Origin of the sequence: Acinetobacter sp. RIT698 (assembly GCF_009668065.1) — a bacterium.
GTDB classification, from domain to species: Bacteria; Pseudomonadota; Gammaproteobacteria; order Pseudomonadales; family Moraxellaceae; genus Acinetobacter; species Acinetobacter guillouiae.
Genome location: NZ_WJYH01000071.1, coordinates 1 through 16,731 on the forward strand (window position 1 = coordinate 1; position 16,731 = coordinate 16,731).

Sequence of the window (16,731 nt, forward strand, 5' to 3'; positions counted from 1 at the left end):
CTTATTTATTCTTCTAAATTGACCTTATTTCTGTTTTTTGGTCTATTTTTTAAGCATGATCAGCACAGGACTGCTCGATTTATTTGATAATTTATTGTCTTTATCTATTTCCTGCCATTTTAAAGGGCGACAATCTATATATTCACAGTAACCACCCTCACCTTGATAATATTCATCATTGAGATGTAGTTGATAAACAAAACTTCCAACATAACCTGCTGCTAAACCAAATTTATAATCACCACGGCTTTGTGCTTGAATATCAATTTTGGTATTTTCATCTTGATATTGCCATTCAAACTCGCGTGGTAAATACATCTCCTGATGATTTACTGTTGTGACTTTAGGGAACACCCGATGAATATTGAAACAGACCTGTCGATCAAGCATTTTTGTTTCATTGTTTTGAATATCTCGAATATAGATACGTGAATGTAAAATATTATTCATCTGATCACGACTATGCATAAAAATAATCTGTAGATCATCATTCACTTGAATCAATTGATATGTATACAGCGCATAAGGCAGATAAGGGAAATTCACTGTTTTCATATATTCAAAAACAGCATTTTGTTCAATTTCGTAATTTTGATCCTTGTATTGAATAGTCCCTTTACAATGTGCAACCAAAGACCAGTGCTGTGCAAATCCAAATTTCAAATGAATAAAATGAGAAATTAAAGGCATTGTTGTAATGCTTAAATTCACACTCAATTCGTCATCTTGTCTTTGAATAATAAAATCAGGAATTTTTCCAAACACTTTTTCTTTTTGACCAAATGTATAGATCACATTGCTATTTTCATCAAGGTGAAATTGACATTCATGCTGAATTGAATATGAGTTTAATTGTCCCACCATATGGGGGCTGGAGCTGACCAGTAAGGTTGCTGTATCTAAAGCAGTTGTTGAGATTTCATTGTTATTGCAAAAAACAGGACTATTGGGTTGTCCAATCAAACTAAAAAAATTGAGGTAATGCAACGGCGCGGGTAAATTGGCAAGCACTAATTTTTGATGAATAATTTTATATCTGTCTTGTGGGGGATGACAGCAAAGTTCTATAGGCTTTTGAGCTTGATTCAGCTGTTTAGACTGATCTAAGAAATCTTGAAACAACCGCATATCAAGCCCCCTTACCTTTTTATCTTTTTACATTTTATTCAACAGTATTCTTTCTCGCTAAGAATGTTGTCACAAAACCAGAAATCGCATAGATAATCGAAATGACTAAAATCCCTACAGGAATATTATAAGTGATTGCTGCAAGGATAAAAACTGCTATAGGCAATACAAAGAATGGAACACGTTTACGGTCTACCGTTTTAAAAGAATAATATTTGATATTTGAAATCATCAACAAACCCACTGCAATGATAACAAATGCATTGGTCGCTTGAATCGCAACATCTTTTAAATCAAAAATATAGGTAAAATCTTGTCCAACCCATACCCATGCAATAATAATAATCGCTGCCAATGGGCTTGCCACACCGATGAAATAACGCTTATCAACCACACCAATTTGTACATTAAAGCGGGCTAAACGAAATGCAGCACACGCGGTATAAACAAAACAAGCAGCCAAGCCAATCCGCCCTAGATCATGCAAACTCCAGCTATACATCAAAATTGCTGGCGCAACACCAAATGCCAAGAGATCAGACAGTGAATCGAATTGTTCACCAAAAGCACTTTGTGCACCAATTGCACGAGCAACACGACCATCTAAACCATCAAATAGTGCTGCAAGGAAAATCGCATAAACGGCTTGAGTGAAGTCACCATTCATACTGGCAATGATCGAGTAAAAGCCAGATAACAATGCAGATGTTGTAATCAGGTTAGGCCACAAATAGATTCCGCGACGTTTGACCTTCTGCCCTTCATGGGTATGCTCTTCTTCTTCCACTTCAAAAGTAATGCCATCAAATCCATGGTCTTGATTAGAAGAGTTTGGGCTTTCTGGTTTATTTATATTTGTCATTTTTTGAATCCTATCTATGGCTCTTATAGAGCTGTTGATATCTCACTTAAATATTTTATCACATTCATTTTTAAGTGAAATTGATGTGAATTACTCAATGTATTTCGTCTTAATTTGTAATTCACACCATCGTTCATGTTTCTGTTGATATCCAATCGAATGGATTATTCACCCACTAACCAGCGAACAGCAGCATGTCCACCATTTTCACTCATACGTAAATGTGGGAACAACCATTGCAATGCCTCATCAGCATCGTTAGAGAATTTCCAAGGTGGGTTAATCACCAACAAACCACAACCATTCAACCCGACTGGTGTGTCATCTGGCCAAACACAAACTTCACAAACCAACTGACGGCGAATCCCTGTTTTCATCATTTTCTTTTCAAAACGATCAATCATGGCACGGTCTTTAATTGGATACCAAATGGCAAATACACCTGTTGGCCATTTTTTATGTGCGGTGGCAATCAACTCGACCAATTGCGGAAAGTCTTTACGTTCTAATTCATAAGGTGGATCGATCATCACCAAACCACGTTTTTCTTTTGGTGGAATAACCCCCAAAAGACCTTCATAAGCATCACGCTCATGTAAACCCGCACGTTTATCACGAATATTAAAATACAATTGTTGGAACACATCACGCTGCATTTCAAAAATAGTCGCTTTATCAATGTCACGCATGCCTTCAAGCGCAAACCATGGCGAACCTGGATAAGCACCTTTACCTGAACCTGCACGCATATCTTCAACAATTTTAAGATATTGTTTTACACCTTCAGGCGCATTACGTTTAATCGACTCATCAAGCTTAACCAGACGATGAATACCGGTTAAGAATTCACCTGATTTTTGTGCTTCAGAAGTAGATAAATCATATTTACCTGCACCACCATGTGTATCTATATAGCGATATGGTTTGTCTTTAGTATTTAGACGTGTCAAAAGTTGCAGCAATAACACATGTTTCATGACATCGGCAAAGTTGCCTGCATGGAAATGGTGACGGTAATTCATGTTTCGATTAATTCCTGAGTTCAATAATCATTTTAACACGAAAAAATATTTCTTCACTGTCCATCGTTTGTTCTAATATAACAACATATCTTTATTGCACTATTTTTTGGTAATTTATGGAAGCGCTGCTACCCCCAAAGTCATGGAATGTTGATCAAATTCTTGATGATTTAGATCAACATGGATTTACCATTATTGATCATGCTTACTCCGCTGAATACGGACTTCAACTGGTTGCAGAATGTACTTCAAATTTAAATCGCTTTCGTGAAGCAGCAATTCAAAATGGTGTGATCAGCAATATTCGCAGCGACCATATCTTGTGGATCAATGAAGAGCTCACGATCGCACAACAACATATTGATGCACTCAAACAGCTCTCGCAAATTTTAAACTACTCATTTTATTTAGGCATTCAGGATGTAGAAGCACATTTTGCCTGCTATAACGCAGGTGAATTCTATGCACTTCATCGCGATAATCCACAAGGTAAAAATGGTCGTATGATTTCTACGGTGTATTATCTACACCAAGAATGGCAGGATGACTGGGGCGGAAAATTACACTTACAGGATAAAAATAATGTTTGGCATACAATAGATCCCCAGCCTAATCGTATTGCCATGTTCCAAAGTGATTTATTACATGAAGTGCTAGAAGCCAAACATCAGCGACTATCAATTACCGCATGGCTAAGAAGCGACAATACTGTGTTGTAATATACTCAGTTTTCAAATTTGCAACGCTGTATCTCTATAGGCCAAGCTTTAAATTATTGAAATAGACCTCATAATACTCTTCATAAATTCAGAGGATTCAGCACATGTTTGATAATACAAAACAAATCATCTCGCGTATTGGGGAAACAGATCAATTGTATTTGTCAGGCAATACACCTGAACTTGCACTTGAACGTGGGGACTTACGCTTACAACTGGTCACTCAAAGTCATTCAAAGCAGGAACAAATTCATTTCTTGCAAGAAGCCATTGTTTTACTTGAAACTGCACGATTTGAATATGAAGAAATGCCAATGTCAGTCTACATTCAGCTTTCTTTGCATTTGGCCAAAGCCTATATGATTTACTTTGAATTGACCAAAGAATCACGTTATGCCTTGATTACGCAGCAAATTTTAAAACCATTGGCACAACATCATCATGCTGATATTTACTTTATGTTGGCTTATGCATCTGTGAGTAAAAATGAATTTGCATTAACTCGTCACTGGCTGAGTAAATATATCAAGACAACTGATTTTGATTTAACCTTACTGCAACAACACACTGCCTTTAGACCTGTTCGCAATGAAGCTTGGTTTAGTCAAATGATTCAGTCTAAATTACATTGATCAGCGCTATGCCCATTCAAAATAACTCAATTTGTTATTCGTATTGATCAAAGCTAATTTGATCAATACGAAATAGAAAAGATGGCCAAAATGGCCATCTTTTTTGTTGCTCTGGGGGAAACTAAATCATTAGGCTGTTAGCTTATACGCATCTAGATGTAATTGTTGATTTAACTCGTCAATCCAAATTGCCCAATCATCATCTTGTATCAAGTGACTAATTAATAAGTCACGTTGAGATTTATTCCAAAACGGCGCTTCATGTAATGAAAGATTTGCTGGCAATTGATGAGTGCGTACATATAGCTCAATTGCTGCGGGACTATTTGCCAAACCAAGTTGAGAAAATAGTAATTCTAAGGATGGTGTGTTCGTCCTGAGCATATTGCCTCCTTATATAAATTTATTTGTCATCTTTTATTCAATTAACTTATAAGAAAATAATTTTAAAAGATAGTCTAGATTTTAATTTTCTTGTTTCAATTTGTGATTAAAAAACAAACAAATGTTGGCTTAACATCAATTATCTTTTTTCTGGATGTTTGATTTGAACCATAAAAAAAAGCACTCTAAATAGAGTGCTTTTTTCAAAATTAATCTTTAACAGATTAAATTTTAATTATTTAAGCATATCAGCAATAGCTGCGCGCTCTTCTTCAAGTTCTTGAAGAGTTTTGTCCATACGTTCACGGCTGAATGCATCAATTTCTAAGCCTTCAACACGAGTGTATTCGCCATTTTCACAAATTACAGGAACACCGTACATCACACCTTCAGGAATTCCATAAGAACCGTCAGAAGGAATACCCATTGTTACCCATTCGCCATTGGTGCCAAGCGCCCAATCACGCATATGATCGATCGCAGCATTTGCAGCAGAAGCAGCAGAAGAAAGACCACGCGCTTCAATGATTGCAGCACCACGTTTACCAACAGTTGGAAGGAATACGTTTGCGTTCCAATCAGCATCGTTGATTTTGTCTTTTAAGCTTACGCCATTTGCAGTTGCAAAACGGTAGTCCGCATACATTGTTGGAGAGTGGTTACCCCAAACTGTAAGGTTTTTGATATCCGCTACAGCAACACCCGCTTTTTGAGCAATTTGAGTCAACGCACGGTTGTGGTCAAGACGTAACATTGCTGTAAAGTTCTTCGCTGGAAGATCTGGAGCAGATTTCATTGCGATATAAGCATTTGTATTTGCAGGGTTACCTACAACAAGTACTTTAACGTCACGGCTCGCAACTTCGTTAAGTGCTTGGCCTTGACCAATGAAGATTTCACCGTTCACTTTCAACAAGTCAGCACGTTCCATACCAGGACCGCGTGGACGTGAACCAACCAATAACGCGTAGTCAGCATCTTTAAATGCAACTTTTGGATCATCAGTACCGATCATGCCAGCCAATAATGGGAAAGCACAGTCATCTAATTCCATCATTACGCCTTTAAGCGCAGCTTGAGCTTTCTCAAATGGAACTTCTAACAATTGCAAAATAACGGGTTGGTCTTTACCAAGCATTTCACCGCTAGCGATACGGAATAATAAGCTGTAACCGATTTGACCAGCTGCGCCAGTAACGGCAACGCGAACAGGTTGCTTCATGTAATTATCTCCAATGAGGATCGTTAATGTGATTAAACGGTTAAATCCGTTTTAATCGAATTATCATAAACGGCAAAGATTGTACTCCAATCCTTTAACAGTTGCATGTAAAAGAGAATGCTTTTCAACAAAAGTATGATAGGAAATATAAATAAAATTCCTCAGAAGAACTAATAAGTCCCTTTGATCGAGAATGTATTTGGGCAGTTTGAAACAATGTGATTTGAACATTGTTTATACTGACCATTGACCCGATAACACACTTGAACCTCGGTTAACACTGGGTTTGATGATGAACTTTGACAAGTAAAACGGATACTGTCGTTATTCATTCCCGGGTTTAATCTAACAAATTGAGTTTTTAACGCATTATGTTGCACATTCTTGTTTTCAGAGCTGGTTAAATCTGCAGGAATTTTCAAACGATCTGCTAAATTAATCACAGTTCTAAAATATTGACTCGCGTTCATTGGAACACAGCCACCCACGCTACGCCACAACTGAATACGTGCATTTTCCTCAGGCATTACCCGTGCAACCACCTTAGCTTGTAAAGGGGTCAAACTTGCAGATGTATTGGTGGTGCAATTCCGCTCTGTCGTTTCAGGCAACAGACCTGTGATTGTCAATGAATAACCTTCGAGACATTTGCGTTGCTTTTGTTTTGAAGAATCAAGTGCACAGACAGCAGGTGTCAACTGGACTTGCATGACATAGCCTTGTAATTGCGGTGCAGCATGTAACTGCACATTGAGCCCAAACAATCCCGCAAAGCATAAGCTCCATGCTAAGCAAGATTGTTTCAATTTACGCAAAATTTTGAAAATCATTGATTTACCAACAAAGTTTCATCCAAGTCCAAATAGTTTTATTGTGAAACACGGGTTGGAATAACAGGCATACGACTTTCAATCGCTTGAGGCCCTTGTCCCAACAAGATTCCATAATGTGCTGCATTGGTCATCACATTTTTTACATAGTCACGTGTTTCATTCAGAGGAATAGATTCTGTATATTGATCTGCTGAAAGATTTTGATAATCTGGCTGCCAACGTTTCGCGCGATTTGGCCCAGCATTATACCCTGCTGTTGCCAAGACAGGATTACTGCTTAATTGACCATGAATCATCGACAGATAGAAAGTACCATAGCGAATATTGGTATTGGCATCACTGAGCGCAGCAGGATTATAAGTTTCACCCATTTGTTTTGCCACCAACTTTGCAGTGCCTGGCATGATTTGCATCAAACCACCTGCACCAACATGTGAGCGAGCAGCAGTTACAAAACGGCTTTCTTGGCGCATTAAACCATAGGCCCAAGCAGGATCAATACCCGCATTACGGCTATGACTCACCACCAACGACTGATGAGGTGTTGCATAACGATAAACATAGTTATGTTTTTTCTCAGTACGTTCTGCCGCATAAATTGCACGATCATACCAGCCCATATCAGTTGCACGTTTTGCCGCAGCAAGCAGCAACCCATCATCATGTTTTAAGTATGCCTGACGTACCGCCCAGTTCCATTCCCTATTGGTATAAGTTGCAGGTGCATTAATATTTCGTAAAGTAAATGCACGACGGAAATGAATATCGCTATTTAAGCGTTGTTGGTCATCAGTTGAAGGCTGTTCTCTGGCAGGGCTATCATTATACTTTTGCCCCAAATGATCTTTGGCAAGCAGATTATGATAATCATCACCCGACATTGCCAATCGTTGATAGATATCTTTAGCGGTTCTTTTAGATTGTGCATCATTGCGTTGTTCTGAAGCACGCGCCAACCAATATTGCCAACGGTCTTCTTGCTTTTGTGTCACGCTCATACTGTCTATTGCACGAATCACACTTTCCCAAGCCCCAAATCGAATGGCTTGTCGTGCATAAACTTCTGCTTCTTCTGCACTGAAAGGCACACCATAGCTTGCATCAAAATTTTGCAGTACTTCACGATTAAAATTATTTTTCATGACGGTCGTTCCGCCGATATAACCGACTGTACGATAAATATATTTTTGTACATCTGCTGGTACACCCTGAACCAACTTAGGTACCGACTGCAAAGCGCTGGTTAAATCCGTATCTGCTGCACGACCCAATGCATAAACCAAATAAGCATAATCTTCTACATTGTTTTTTGGTGCAGACCATAAATAATTTAATGGATTGGTTTGGATTTGGTTCAATTGGGTTAACGATAAATTAACGCCAATCGTTTGTGCGGTAGCGATGGCTAGACCAGACTGCCCTGCTCTCAGTTGTGCATATAATCGTTGTTGGCGATCTTGGGCGGTCATGAGTGGGCTACTAAGCATCATGCGGCCTAAACCATTGCATGATTCAGGTTGAGAATTGGTTGCCAACCAAACATCTTTAAATTCAGCATAGACCAAAACGTCTCCAGTTTTCGCACGAACTTGAGCAACAGCACAACGTTCTGCTTGATCTGGATTAGAGACATATTGCAATACAGGTTGCGCGCTGGCGTAATCTGCTTGTTTCACCTTTTCTTCGACATAATCCGCAGCTAACTTTTCCGCCATCGCCGATTGAGGATAACGTTGCGCAAAGCTAATAATATTTGCAGAAGGTTGAAAAGCGAGATTTGAATTCAGTGACCAATACTCAGGATAATAGCCCAAAGCATCATTTTGCATTGAAGAACGATACTGTTCTAAAGCGCTTGGATTATTTGCATTACGTAAAGCATCATTAAACTGCTCTTCAGCAGCATGGGCCACTTGCAGGCTTGTACATGCAACTGTTCCTAAAAGGTAAAGTTTTAATTTATTTTGCTTAAGTTGCTGCTTTAACACCGTTTTTCTCTCAACCTGCATGATGTGCCTTTAACATACTGATGCACTTATTTGTGCCTAGTTTAATTATTCTAATCCATTTCTACTGTTGTGTTATGTAACCTTATGATTCATCATTAATATTGTTCTCTATTTTTTCTTCATAATTTTCATTTTCAATGCCCTACAATCCAATAAATGGCAATAGCCGCTAAATATTTTACTGAGTTCACTCTAAATGCTATAAAATGGCGCGCCTTTTATGAGTCTGTTAAAATAGCAGGCTTAGTACACATTCAAAATTCCCTTTATTCATAGGAAAGACGCCTCCATGACGGTTCAAACCTTCATTCCCAATGGTGCCAAAGCTGCCTCAGAAAACACTGTAACCCAGCCACAGCACACCCCAGCCGACGGTGCAGTAAAAAAACTGTATATCGAAACGCAAGGGTGTCAGATGAATGAGTATGACAGTCATCGTATGGCAGATCTTTTAGGCGACTCACACGGTTATATTTTAACCAAAGATCCAAGTGACGCAGATATCCTGTTAATGAATACCTGCTCAATTCGAGAAAAAGCCCAAGAAAAAGTATTTTCTGAGCTGGGTCGCTGGCGCAAATTAAAAGAAAAAAATCCTGATCTCGTCATCGGTGTTGGTGGATGTGTTGCTTCTCAAGAAGGCGACAATATTCAAAAACGTGCACCGTATGTCGATATGGTTTTTGGCCCTCAAACCTTGCACCGTTTACCACAAATGCTGGATCAGCATGTTGAGCAAATTGAAAAGCCGAAGAAAGACAAAATTAAACTTGTAGATATTTCATTCCCTGATATTGAAAAATTCGACTTTTTACCAGAACCGCGTGTTGAAGGTTACAAAGCATTTGTTTCAATCATGGAAGGTTGCTCGAAATACTGTTCTTTCTGTGTGGTTCCCTATACTCGTGGTGAAGAAGTTTCTCGTCCTTTGGATGATGTCTTGGCAGAAATCGCTGGTTTGGCTGAAAAAGGCGTTCGTGAAATTAGCCTTTTAGGACAAAATGTAAACGGTTACCGTGGTGAAACTTTTGAAGGTGAAATTTGTACCTTTGCAGATTTATTACGTTTGGTTGCAGAAATTCCAGGAATCGGTCGTTTACGTTATACAACTTCACATCCGCTCGAATTTAATGAAGATTTAATTCAATGCTACCGTGACCTACCACAAATGGTTTCACATCTGCATTTACCAGTACAAAGCGGCTCAAATGATGTGTTACAAGCGATGAAGCGTAACCACACCATTGATGTCTATATCGAAAAAATTGCCAAACTACGCAAAGCTCGTCCAGATATGCATTTATCTTCAGATTTCATCATCGGCTTTCCTGGTGAAACTGATGCACATTTTGAAGAAACCTATCAATTTATCCAAGATTTAGACTTTGATCATTCTTATAGTTTTGTTTATTCAAAACGCCCTGGCACACCAGCATCTGAATTACCTGATGACACCTCTGATGCAGTCAAGAAAGAACGTTTAGCCAAAGTTCAACACTGGATTAAGCAATCAAGTATTCGTAAAACCGATGCGATGTTAGGCACCATTCAACGTGTACTGGTTGAAAATGTTTCTAATAAAGATCCAAATTTATTGGTCGGTACAGCTGACAATACACGTTTAGTAACATTTGTAGGTGACGCCTCTTGGGTCGGACGCTTTGCAGAGATTGAGGTTACAGAGATTAAGACCCTAAATTTAGTTTATGGAGAACTCTTGAATCTTGAGCCTGACGTGGCGTAATGTAAGGGTATAGACTTTACTTTAAAAAAGGATATCTCTTGACTGCAGCGATTCGACGTACAGTAGCTTTTCCAGGTATTTCAGTTGAACGTTTAAAAAGCATGTTAGGTGCTTATAACGGTCATCTGAAACAAATCGAACAACGTTTAAATGTCAACATTTCTCATCGCAACGATAACTTCTATATCGATGGTGATTTAGAAGCAGTTGAGAGAGCTGAAGGTTTATTGCAGCGTTTGCATGCAGAAGCTGAACTCTCTCAGCAAATCAGTGCTGATACGATTCATTTGATGATTCAAGGCAGCCAAACTGACCGTGAGTTACAAGACGACCTTTCAGACAATGAGCATACAGGTTTAGATGATGTCTGGTTGCAAACGCGTAAAGGTCGAATCAACCCTCGTGGTGCCAATCAAAAACGTTATGTACAACGTATTCTACAAAGCGATATTTCTTTCGGAATCGGCCCTGCAGGTACAGGTAAAACCTATCTTGCAGTCGCTGCTGCGGTAGATATGCTTGAACGTAATGAAATTCAACGGATCCTTTTGGTTCGCCCTGCTGTTGAAGCTGGGGAAAAACTCGGTTTCTTGCCGGGTGATTTAAGCCAAAAGATCGACCCATATCTACGCCCGCTTTATGATGCGTTATATGAAATGCTTGGCTTCGAAAAAGTTGCAAAACTGATTGAGCGCCAAGTGATTGAAGTTGCACCACTTGCTTATATGCGTGGTCGTACATTAAATCATTCCTTTGTAATTCTCGATGAAGCACAAAACACCACCCCTGAACAGATGAAGATGTTTTTGACCCGTTTAGGTTTTGGTTCTCGTGCAGTGATCACTGGGGATATTACACAGGTCGATTTACCACGCGGGCAACAGTCTGGTCTTGCTCACGCATTGCGTATCATCGAAAAGATCAAAGAAATTCACATCACTCGCTTCCATTCCCGAGATGTCGTTCGTCACCAGCTGGTACAAAAAATTGTAGAGGCTTATGAAGGATGGGACAGTGAACAATACCGTTTAAGTGCTGAAGCACGTGCAGAACGTAAAGCACGTCAAGAAGCCTTAATTTCTGAAAATGATTCTGCCGCAGATGCTCAACATGAGGAACATACTGCTGCAAATCAGGAAAATGTTTAAGGACTGTTTTTGAAACTTAGTTTATCGTTACAACAAGCGTTTGAAGCACCAGAATTGGTGCTCAAGCGTGTCTATGTAAAAAAAGTCATTGAAACAACACTACGTCATATTGATGTAGACCAAGATTGTGAAATCGGAATCGCGTGTGTTGATGAAGATGAAAGTCACAAATTAAATTTTGAATATCGTGAAAAAGACAAACCCACCAATGTATTGTCTTTTCCAAGTGAAATTCCAGAAGAAGTTTTACCCATGCTCGATGCATTACCCATCGGTGATTTAGTCATTTGCATCCCCGTGGTTTTACAAGAGTCGATTGAACAACAAAAGACACCGATTGAGCATTTCACTCATATGTTGGTTCATGGCACCTTACATTTAATGGGTTATGACCATGAAACTTCTGATGATGATGCTGAAGAAATGGAAGCACTCGAAATTGAAATCTTGAAAAAACTAGGCTTTGAAAACCCTTATACTGTTAAAGAAAGTTGATTTTATAATCAACCCCAAATCCCTCTGCTCTAGAGGGATTTTTTGTTTCATTTAAATGAGATGCCTTTCAAAAAACTGATCTCATTCAAAATCTAAGTATTTGAATACATCATCACGGTGTATTATCGGAAACTCTCCCAAATCCCAACTTGCCCTTCTTTGACACGTGGAATATTGCCTAATTTAATCCAAGGCATATTGTCACCATGGAAATCACTCCCCACAGACACTTTTAAACCGTGTTCAGCAATCATTCGATCAACCATTTGTCGTGTTGAAGCGGGTTCCATTGCGGGTGGAAGCTCAACAGCATCACCACCATATTGTGCAAAGATTTCAATTAAATAACGGGTATTTGTTGCTGATAGATCATAACGTGTTGGGTGTGCCAATACTGCAAAACCTTGACTTTCATGAATCACCTGAATGGTTTCTGCCAAACCTAAACCATCAAATTTTACATAGGCTTTTTTACCTTCCTTAATGTATTTATCAAATGCCTGCTGTGCACGCTGAACAAAACCCTTTTCTACAAGGGTCTTGGCAATATGCGTCCGAGTAATCCGATCAGGTTCACCATCCACCTTTGCCACAACTTCTGCATAAATATCCTGATGAATCAAAGGAATTAGCAGATCACAGATTTGCTTGGCTCGCTCAGCACGAATTTTCTTCTGTTGCGTTAAAAGCTGTTGTAATGGTTCAGGATTTTGCATATTGAGCGCAACAATATGCACACCATAACTTTTTTTAGTCTCAGGTCTGGACCATTGACTAGAGATTTCTACACCTGAAATGATTTGAATTGGTTGATTTTTTGCAAATTGTTCAGCTTGTATTAAGCCATCCATGCTATCGTGGTCCGTCAATGCAAGTGTATGTATGCTTTTCTCGATGGCAGCTTGAACCAATAACTCTGGCGTCAGAGTCCCATCAGAAATATTACTGTGAGTATGTAAATCTATGCCTTGCATCTTTTATACTATCCCATCAACCTGAACAGACTAGATACTTTAACATGAAAGCACTTTTAGACTTTGTGCCCCTCATAATTTTCTTTTATTTATACAAAACGGTTGATCCTAAAAACACCGATCATCCATTATTACAATTGATCGGCTCAGCAGGTGGTGTAAATAACAACAACATTCTTGTTGCAACTACAGGTCTGATTATTTCAATGCTTGTGGTCTATGGTGCATTATTCATTTTCCAAAAATTCCGTCTGGATAAACAACAATGGTTTGTTTTGTTCATGACCGTCATTTTTGGCGGAATCACCTTAATGTTGAGTGATGACTTCTATATTCGCCTGAAAGCTGCAATTTTGAATTTAGCTTTTGCTGGCGCGTTCTTACTCTCTCCCTATTTTGGTAAAGAAAAGAAGCCACTCATTCAAAGATTATTTGGTCCTGTTTTAAACCTGACTGAAAAAGGCTGGAAAAATCTAAACTTTGCATGGGCTGCAATGTTCATTGTCATGTCTTGTTTACATATTTTCTTCGCATTTTTATTTGCAGGTGGAAAATATTGGGGTGAATTTACAGCATTTGGTGACATGATCGTCATGTTTTCCTTTATTATTATCCAGTTTGTTATATTACGAAAACACTTTAAATCTACCGATGAATAAAGTGTTTTAGAAAATCGAGAAATATCATGCCATTATTTGTAATTACGTGTACAGATCAAGCAGGTACAGTAGAAAAACGTCTTGCTGTACGCCCACAACATTTAGCTCGACTCGAGAAGTTAGATGCTGAAAGCCGTGTCATCGTGGCTGGCGCGATGCCGATTGATCGTGAAAATCCACAAGCAGGTTTTTATGGCAGTACTTTAATTCTCGATTTTGACAGCCGTGAAGCTTTGGATGAATGGTTAAAAGATGAACCTTTCTTAAAAGAAGGGATTTACAGTCATATTGATGTTAAACCATTCAATAAAGCATTGCCTAAGGGATAACATAATGCGCGTTGTCGTCCAAAGCTTACTTAGCCTGACTTTAAGTTCTTTTGTACTTTTATCACCTGTTGTATCGGCTGAGCCTACTCAATCTTCAGCGACTCAAGCAACGACGGCAGCGCCTACTCAGGCGGCCCAACCTGTTGCACCGCCAAAACCGAGTATTATTCCTGCTGTAGCAGGTGCAAATTCCAGCACCCAAACACAGGCGCAAGCACAAGAAAATAAACCTTTAACGGCTGAACAAATTAGCAAAGAAAAAGCGTCTCAAGATGCTAAAGCTAAAGCTTTGGTTAAAGACCAAGCAACACGTTTACAGCAACTTGAAAAGGCTAATTTAGAAGCTCTTTCACAGAACCAAGAATTACAACTCAAAAATGACAATCTGGGTGTACAAGTTCAAGTTCTACAAAGTGAACAAAGTGCACAAATGTTCTTATATGGTGCTGCGACCATTGCTGTTGGTGTTTTACTTGGCTTTTTAATCGCAAGTTATATCTATACCAAACGTCGTCGTCAGTGGTAAGCCCACTGCTTTGACTTTGCACTTAGAAAGTTTCACGCTATAACCTGATACTGCGAAATGTCAGGTTTTTTCATTTTAATTATCAAAAGGTAATCTGCTTTGTCAAATGCCATTCAAACTGCCGATTTAGACTGGCAATGTATTGATGGAATTGAAGTTCCAATTTCCAAACAATTTGGTGATGTCTATTTTTCTAAAGACAACGGGTTACTTGAAACCCGACACGTATTTTTGAATGGTAATGATCTTTCAACACGACTTGCAGATTTAGATGATTTTGAATATTTCTGTGTTGGTGAAACTGGCTTTGGTACAGGATTAAATATTTTGGCATTGTGGCAACTTTGGCACAATGTTCGTCCAGATAATCATAGCCACCTACATGTGATCAGTGTAGAGAAGTTCCCCTTGTCTAAACAGGATTTAACCCGTGCGTTAAAGGTCTGGACTGAACTTCAACAATTTTCTGATCAGTTGATTCAACACTATCCATTGCCCATCGCTGGTTGTCACCGTTTAAGCTTTCCAGAAGCGCGTTTTTCAATTGATCTGTGGTTAGGTGATGCACATGATGTATTTCCAGCAATGATAAAAGCCCAACAAGTTAACGCATGGTTTTTAGATGGATTTGCCCCTTCTTGTAATCCAGACATGTGGGAAGACAAAGTTTTAAACAATATTGTCAGACTGTCAGATTTTGGAACAACTTTTGCCTCATTTAGCGTGGCAGGTGTGCTTAAACGGGGTCTAAAACAGCATGGAATCACTATTTCACGTCCGCGCGGTTTTGGTCATAAACGTGAAATGCTAAAAGCCATTTGGAATGCGCCTGAACAAGCAGCCGAAGAAAATCAATCTCAGTCAATGGACCTTGCAGCGCAAAACATTCAAAAAAAAATAGGGAAAAATCAAAATAATTTAAATCAACGCCACATTGCCATCATTGGTGCTGGAATTGCAGGTTTAAGCTGCGCATGGGGATTTGCCCAAAGAGGACATCAAGTTACGATTTACGACCAATCAGCGCCTTTAGCAGGTGCTTCTGGTAATCCTCTGGCCTTATTAAATCCGAAACTATGCCCTATCGAGCAAAGTTCGGAACATTTAATGACCTTGGCTTGGCAACATGCCCTACAGCACTATCCAAAATTTCAGGCTTTTCGTGCTATTGCGGTTCAACAATTAGCACAAAAAAATGCTGAACATTTACTGGGTTTAGCAGCGCAATATCCTCAAGATTTACTCAAAACTCAAACAGCCGATGATTTAGAGCTACAAACCACGCTAGAGAGCTTACAGCTCACTCAAGCGGGTTCAATTTATCCCCAGCAACTCAAAGACCAAATTCTTGAACATCCGCTGATTCAATTTAAACATGCTCACATTCATAGTATTGTTCAATCGAATCATCATCAATTAACACTACAAAATAGCCAGCACACAGATCTTGGTGATTTTAATCATGTGATTGTATGTTGTGCCAAGGAAAGCCATGCTTTTTTTGATCAGTTCCCGATACTCAAACCGATCCGTGGACAAGTCAGTTGGCTCAACAATGTTAAACACCGATTAGATCCACAATACGCCTACAGTTATGGTGGCTACTGCATGCAGCTTGATGAGCAGCATTTGATTTTAGGTGCTTCTTTTTATCCCAATCGTGATGACACTGAAGTTTTGCTTGAAGACCATGTGCATAACTATGAACTTATCCACAGTGTGTTTCCACAATACGCAGAATCACTCTGCAAAGTAGATGAATGGCACGGGCGTGCTTCTGTACGAGCCCAAAGTCTGGACTATTTTCCATTACTGGGAAAAGTTGAAGCTGAGAAAGAGATTTATACATTTTCTGGGCTTGGCTCTAAAGGTTTTTTATTTGCGCCCTTGTGTAGTGAAATCTTGGTGGCTTTGGTCCTTAATCAAGCTTGCCCGATTCCCCAAAATTTATTGCAAAAATTAAATCCAAACCGCTTTCAAAAGAAAGTAAAAGCCAAAAAACCTTATTTTAAACCGATTCAATCATGATTCTTTTTTATTGATTA

General features: G+C 39.0%; 17 protein-coding genes. 9 read left to right on the top strand and 8 right to left on the bottom strand.

The window, feature by feature from the left end:
• Positions 1–42: 42 nt before the first annotated feature.
• The 3 genes from GJV03_RS19860 to rlmJ all read right to left on the bottom strand — a co-directional run bounded on the left by GJV03_RS19860 (position 43) and on the right by rlmJ (position 3,012).
• On the bottom strand, positions 43–1,128 hold the full coding sequence (locus GJV03_RS19860) for a DUF6670 family protein (protein ID WP_056516960.1): 1,086 nt from the start codon (positions 1,126–1,128) through the stop codon (positions 43–45).
• A 34-nt stretch (positions 1,129–1,162) separates the two neighbouring features.
• Positions 1,163–1,990, bottom strand: a complete 828-nt coding sequence (pssA, locus tag GJV03_RS19865; protein ID WP_004717950.1) for a CDP-diacylglycerol--serine O-phosphatidyltransferase — start codon at positions 1,988–1,990, stop codon at positions 1,163–1,165.
• Between the two features lie 164 nt (positions 1,991–2,154).
• Entirely contained in the window at positions 2,155–3,012 is an 858-nt protein-coding gene (gene rlmJ, locus GJV03_RS19870) for a 23S rRNA (adenine(2030)-N(6))-methyltransferase RlmJ (RefSeq protein ID WP_004717951.1), read from the bottom strand.
• 116 nt (positions 3,013–3,128) lie between these two features.
• On the opposite strand from rlmJ, the gene GJV03_RS19875 reads away from it, so the two are divergent.
• Both GJV03_RS19875 and GJV03_RS19880 read left to right on the top strand, forming a co-directional pair.
• Positions 3,129–3,731: a 2OG-Fe(II) oxygenase gene (locus tag GJV03_RS19875; protein ID WP_154130946.1), complete on the top strand. Its 603-nt coding sequence runs from the start codon at positions 3,129–3,131 to the stop codon at positions 3,729–3,731.
• 104 nt (positions 3,732–3,835) lie between these two features.
• Positions 3,836–4,363 (top strand): hypothetical protein, encoded by a 528-nt coding sequence (locus GJV03_RS19880; RefSeq protein ID WP_004818848.1) that lies wholly within the window; start codon positions 3,836–3,838, stop codon positions 4,361–4,363.
• Between the two features lie 129 nt (positions 4,364–4,492).
• Here the strand turns inward: GJV03_RS19880 and GJV03_RS19885 are convergent, their stop codons facing one another.
• The 4 genes from GJV03_RS19885 to GJV03_RS19900 form a co-directional block, all read right to left on the bottom strand.
• Positions 4,493–4,747 (bottom strand): DUF2789 family protein, encoded by a 255-nt coding sequence (locus tag GJV03_RS19885; RefSeq protein ID WP_004818847.1) that lies wholly within the window; start codon positions 4,745–4,747, stop codon positions 4,493–4,495.
• 235 nt (positions 4,748–4,982) lie between these two features.
• On the bottom strand, positions 4,983–5,969 hold the full coding sequence (locus tag GJV03_RS19890) for a malate dehydrogenase (protein WP_004717959.1): 987 nt from the start codon (positions 5,967–5,969) through the stop codon (positions 4,983–4,985).
• 170 nt (positions 5,970–6,139) lie between these two features.
• Positions 6,140–6,799 carry a hypothetical protein gene (locus GJV03_RS19895; protein WP_004717962.1) on the bottom strand — a complete coding sequence of 220 codons (660 nt, stop codon included), beginning with the start codon at positions 6,797–6,799 and terminating at the stop codon, positions 6,140–6,142.
• A 38-nt stretch (positions 6,800–6,837) separates the two neighbouring features.
• A complete protein-coding gene (locus tag GJV03_RS19900) occupies positions 6,838–8,811 on the bottom strand; it encodes a lytic transglycosylase domain-containing protein (RefSeq protein WP_154130947.1) in 1,974 nt (657 codons plus the stop codon).
• A gap of 289 nt (positions 8,812–9,100) precedes the next feature.
• Here GJV03_RS19900 and miaB point away from each other — a divergent pair, with 289 nt between their 5' ends.
• From miaB to ybeY, 3 genes are read left to right on the top strand one after another with little or no spacing between them, the layout of a single operon-like run.
• The gene (gene miaB / locus GJV03_RS19905) at positions 9,101–10,555 is read left to right on the top strand and encodes a tRNA (N6-isopentenyl adenosine(37)-C2)-methylthiotransferase MiaB (protein ID WP_004717965.1); all 1,455 of its coding nucleotides are present in this window, start codon (positions 9,101–9,103) and stop codon (positions 10,553–10,555) included.
• Between the two features lie 38 nt (positions 10,556–10,593).
• Positions 10,594–11,703, top strand: a complete 1,110-nt coding sequence (locus tag GJV03_RS19910; protein WP_004717967.1) for a PhoH family protein — start codon at positions 10,594–10,596, stop codon at positions 11,701–11,703.
• Positions 11,704–11,712: 9 nt separating this feature from the next.
• Positions 11,713–12,198, top strand: a complete 486-nt coding sequence (gene ybeY / locus GJV03_RS19915; protein WP_004818840.1) for an rRNA maturation RNase YbeY — start codon at positions 11,713–11,715, stop codon at positions 12,196–12,198.
• A gap of 122 nt (positions 12,199–12,320) precedes the next feature.
• On the opposite strand, the gene GJV03_RS19920 is transcribed toward ybeY, so the two are convergent.
• Positions 12,321–13,172, bottom strand: a complete 852-nt coding sequence (locus tag GJV03_RS19920) for a PHP domain-containing protein (RefSeq protein ID WP_034611696.1) — start codon at positions 13,170–13,172, stop codon at positions 12,321–12,323.
• A 44-nt stretch (positions 13,173–13,216) separates the two neighbouring features.
• Here GJV03_RS19920 and GJV03_RS19925 point away from each other — a divergent pair, with 44 nt between their 5' ends.
• The 4 genes from GJV03_RS19925 to mnmC all read left to right on the top strand — a co-directional run bounded on the left by GJV03_RS19925 (position 13,217) and on the right by mnmC (position 16,714).
• Entirely contained in the window at positions 13,217–13,831 is a 615-nt protein-coding gene (locus tag GJV03_RS19925; protein ID WP_004717972.1) for an inner membrane-spanning protein YciB, read from the top strand.
• Between the two features lie 26 nt (positions 13,832–13,857).
• Entirely contained in the window at positions 13,858–14,160 is a 303-nt protein-coding gene (locus tag GJV03_RS19930) for a YciI family protein (protein ID WP_154130948.1), read from the top strand.
• A gap of 4 nt (positions 14,161–14,164) precedes the next feature.
• Entirely contained in the window at positions 14,165–14,686 is a 522-nt protein-coding gene (locus tag GJV03_RS19935) for a hypothetical protein (RefSeq protein ID WP_004717976.1), read from the top strand.
• A 99-nt stretch (positions 14,687–14,785) separates the two neighbouring features.
• On the top strand, positions 14,786–16,714 hold the full coding sequence (gene mnmC / locus GJV03_RS19940; RefSeq protein WP_154130949.1) for an FAD-dependent 5-carboxymethylaminomethyl-2-thiouridine(34) oxidoreductase MnmC: 1,929 nt from the start codon (positions 14,786–14,788) through the stop codon (positions 16,712–16,714).
• Positions 16,715–16,731 lie beyond the last annotated feature (17 nt).

What these genes read in the sequence shown, in the direction of transcription:
- GJV03_RS19925 (WP_004717972.1), top strand. Translation starts at nt 13,217, where the DNA reads ATGAAAGCACTTTTAGACTTTGTGCCCCTCATAATTTTCTTTTATTTA.
- GJV03_RS19930 (WP_154130948.1), top strand. Translation starts at nt 13,858, where the DNA reads ATGCCATTATTTGTAATTACGTGTACAGATCAAGCAGGTACAGTAGAA.
- GJV03_RS19900 (WP_154130947.1), bottom strand. Translation starts at nt 8,811, where the DNA reads ATGCAGGTTGAGAGAAAAACGGTGTTAAAGCAGCAACTTAAGCAAAAT.
- GJV03_RS19895 (WP_004717962.1), bottom strand. Translation starts at nt 6,799, where the DNA reads ATGATTTTCAAAATTTTGCGTAAATTGAAACAATCTTGCTTAGCATGG.
- GJV03_RS19935 (WP_004717976.1), top strand. Translation starts at nt 14,165, where the DNA reads ATGCGCGTTGTCGTCCAAAGCTTACTTAGCCTGACTTTAAGTTCTTTT.
- GJV03_RS19890 (WP_004717959.1), bottom strand. Translation starts at nt 5,969, where the DNA reads ATGAAGCAACCTGTTCGCGTTGCCGTTACTGGCGCAGCTGGTCAAATC.
- GJV03_RS19920 (WP_034611696.1), bottom strand. Translation starts at nt 13,172, where the DNA reads ATGCAAGGCATAGATTTACATACTCACAGTAATATTTCTGATGGGACT.
- GJV03_RS19885 (WP_004818847.1), bottom strand. Translation starts at nt 4,747, where the DNA reads ATGCTCAGGACGAACACACCATCCTTAGAATTACTATTTTCTCAACTT.
- GJV03_RS19880 (WP_004818848.1), top strand. Translation starts at nt 3,836, where the DNA reads ATGTTTGATAATACAAAACAAATCATCTCGCGTATTGGGGAAACAGAT.
- GJV03_RS19875 (WP_154130946.1), top strand. Translation starts at nt 3,129, where the DNA reads ATGGAAGCGCTGCTACCCCCAAAGTCATGGAATGTTGATCAAATTCTT.
- miaB (WP_004717965.1), top strand. Translation starts at nt 9,101, where the DNA reads ATGACGGTTCAAACCTTCATTCCCAATGGTGCCAAAGCTGCCTCAGAA.
- rlmJ (WP_004717951.1), bottom strand. Translation starts at nt 3,012, where the DNA reads ATGAATTACCGTCACCATTTCCATGCAGGCAACTTTGCCGATGTCATG.
- pssA (WP_004717950.1), bottom strand. Translation starts at nt 1,990, where the DNA reads ATGACAAATATAAATAAACCAGAAAGCCCAAACTCTTCTAATCAAGAC.
- GJV03_RS19860 (WP_056516960.1), bottom strand. Translation starts at nt 1,128, where the DNA reads ATGCGGTTGTTTCAAGATTTCTTAGATCAGTCTAAACAGCTGAATCAA.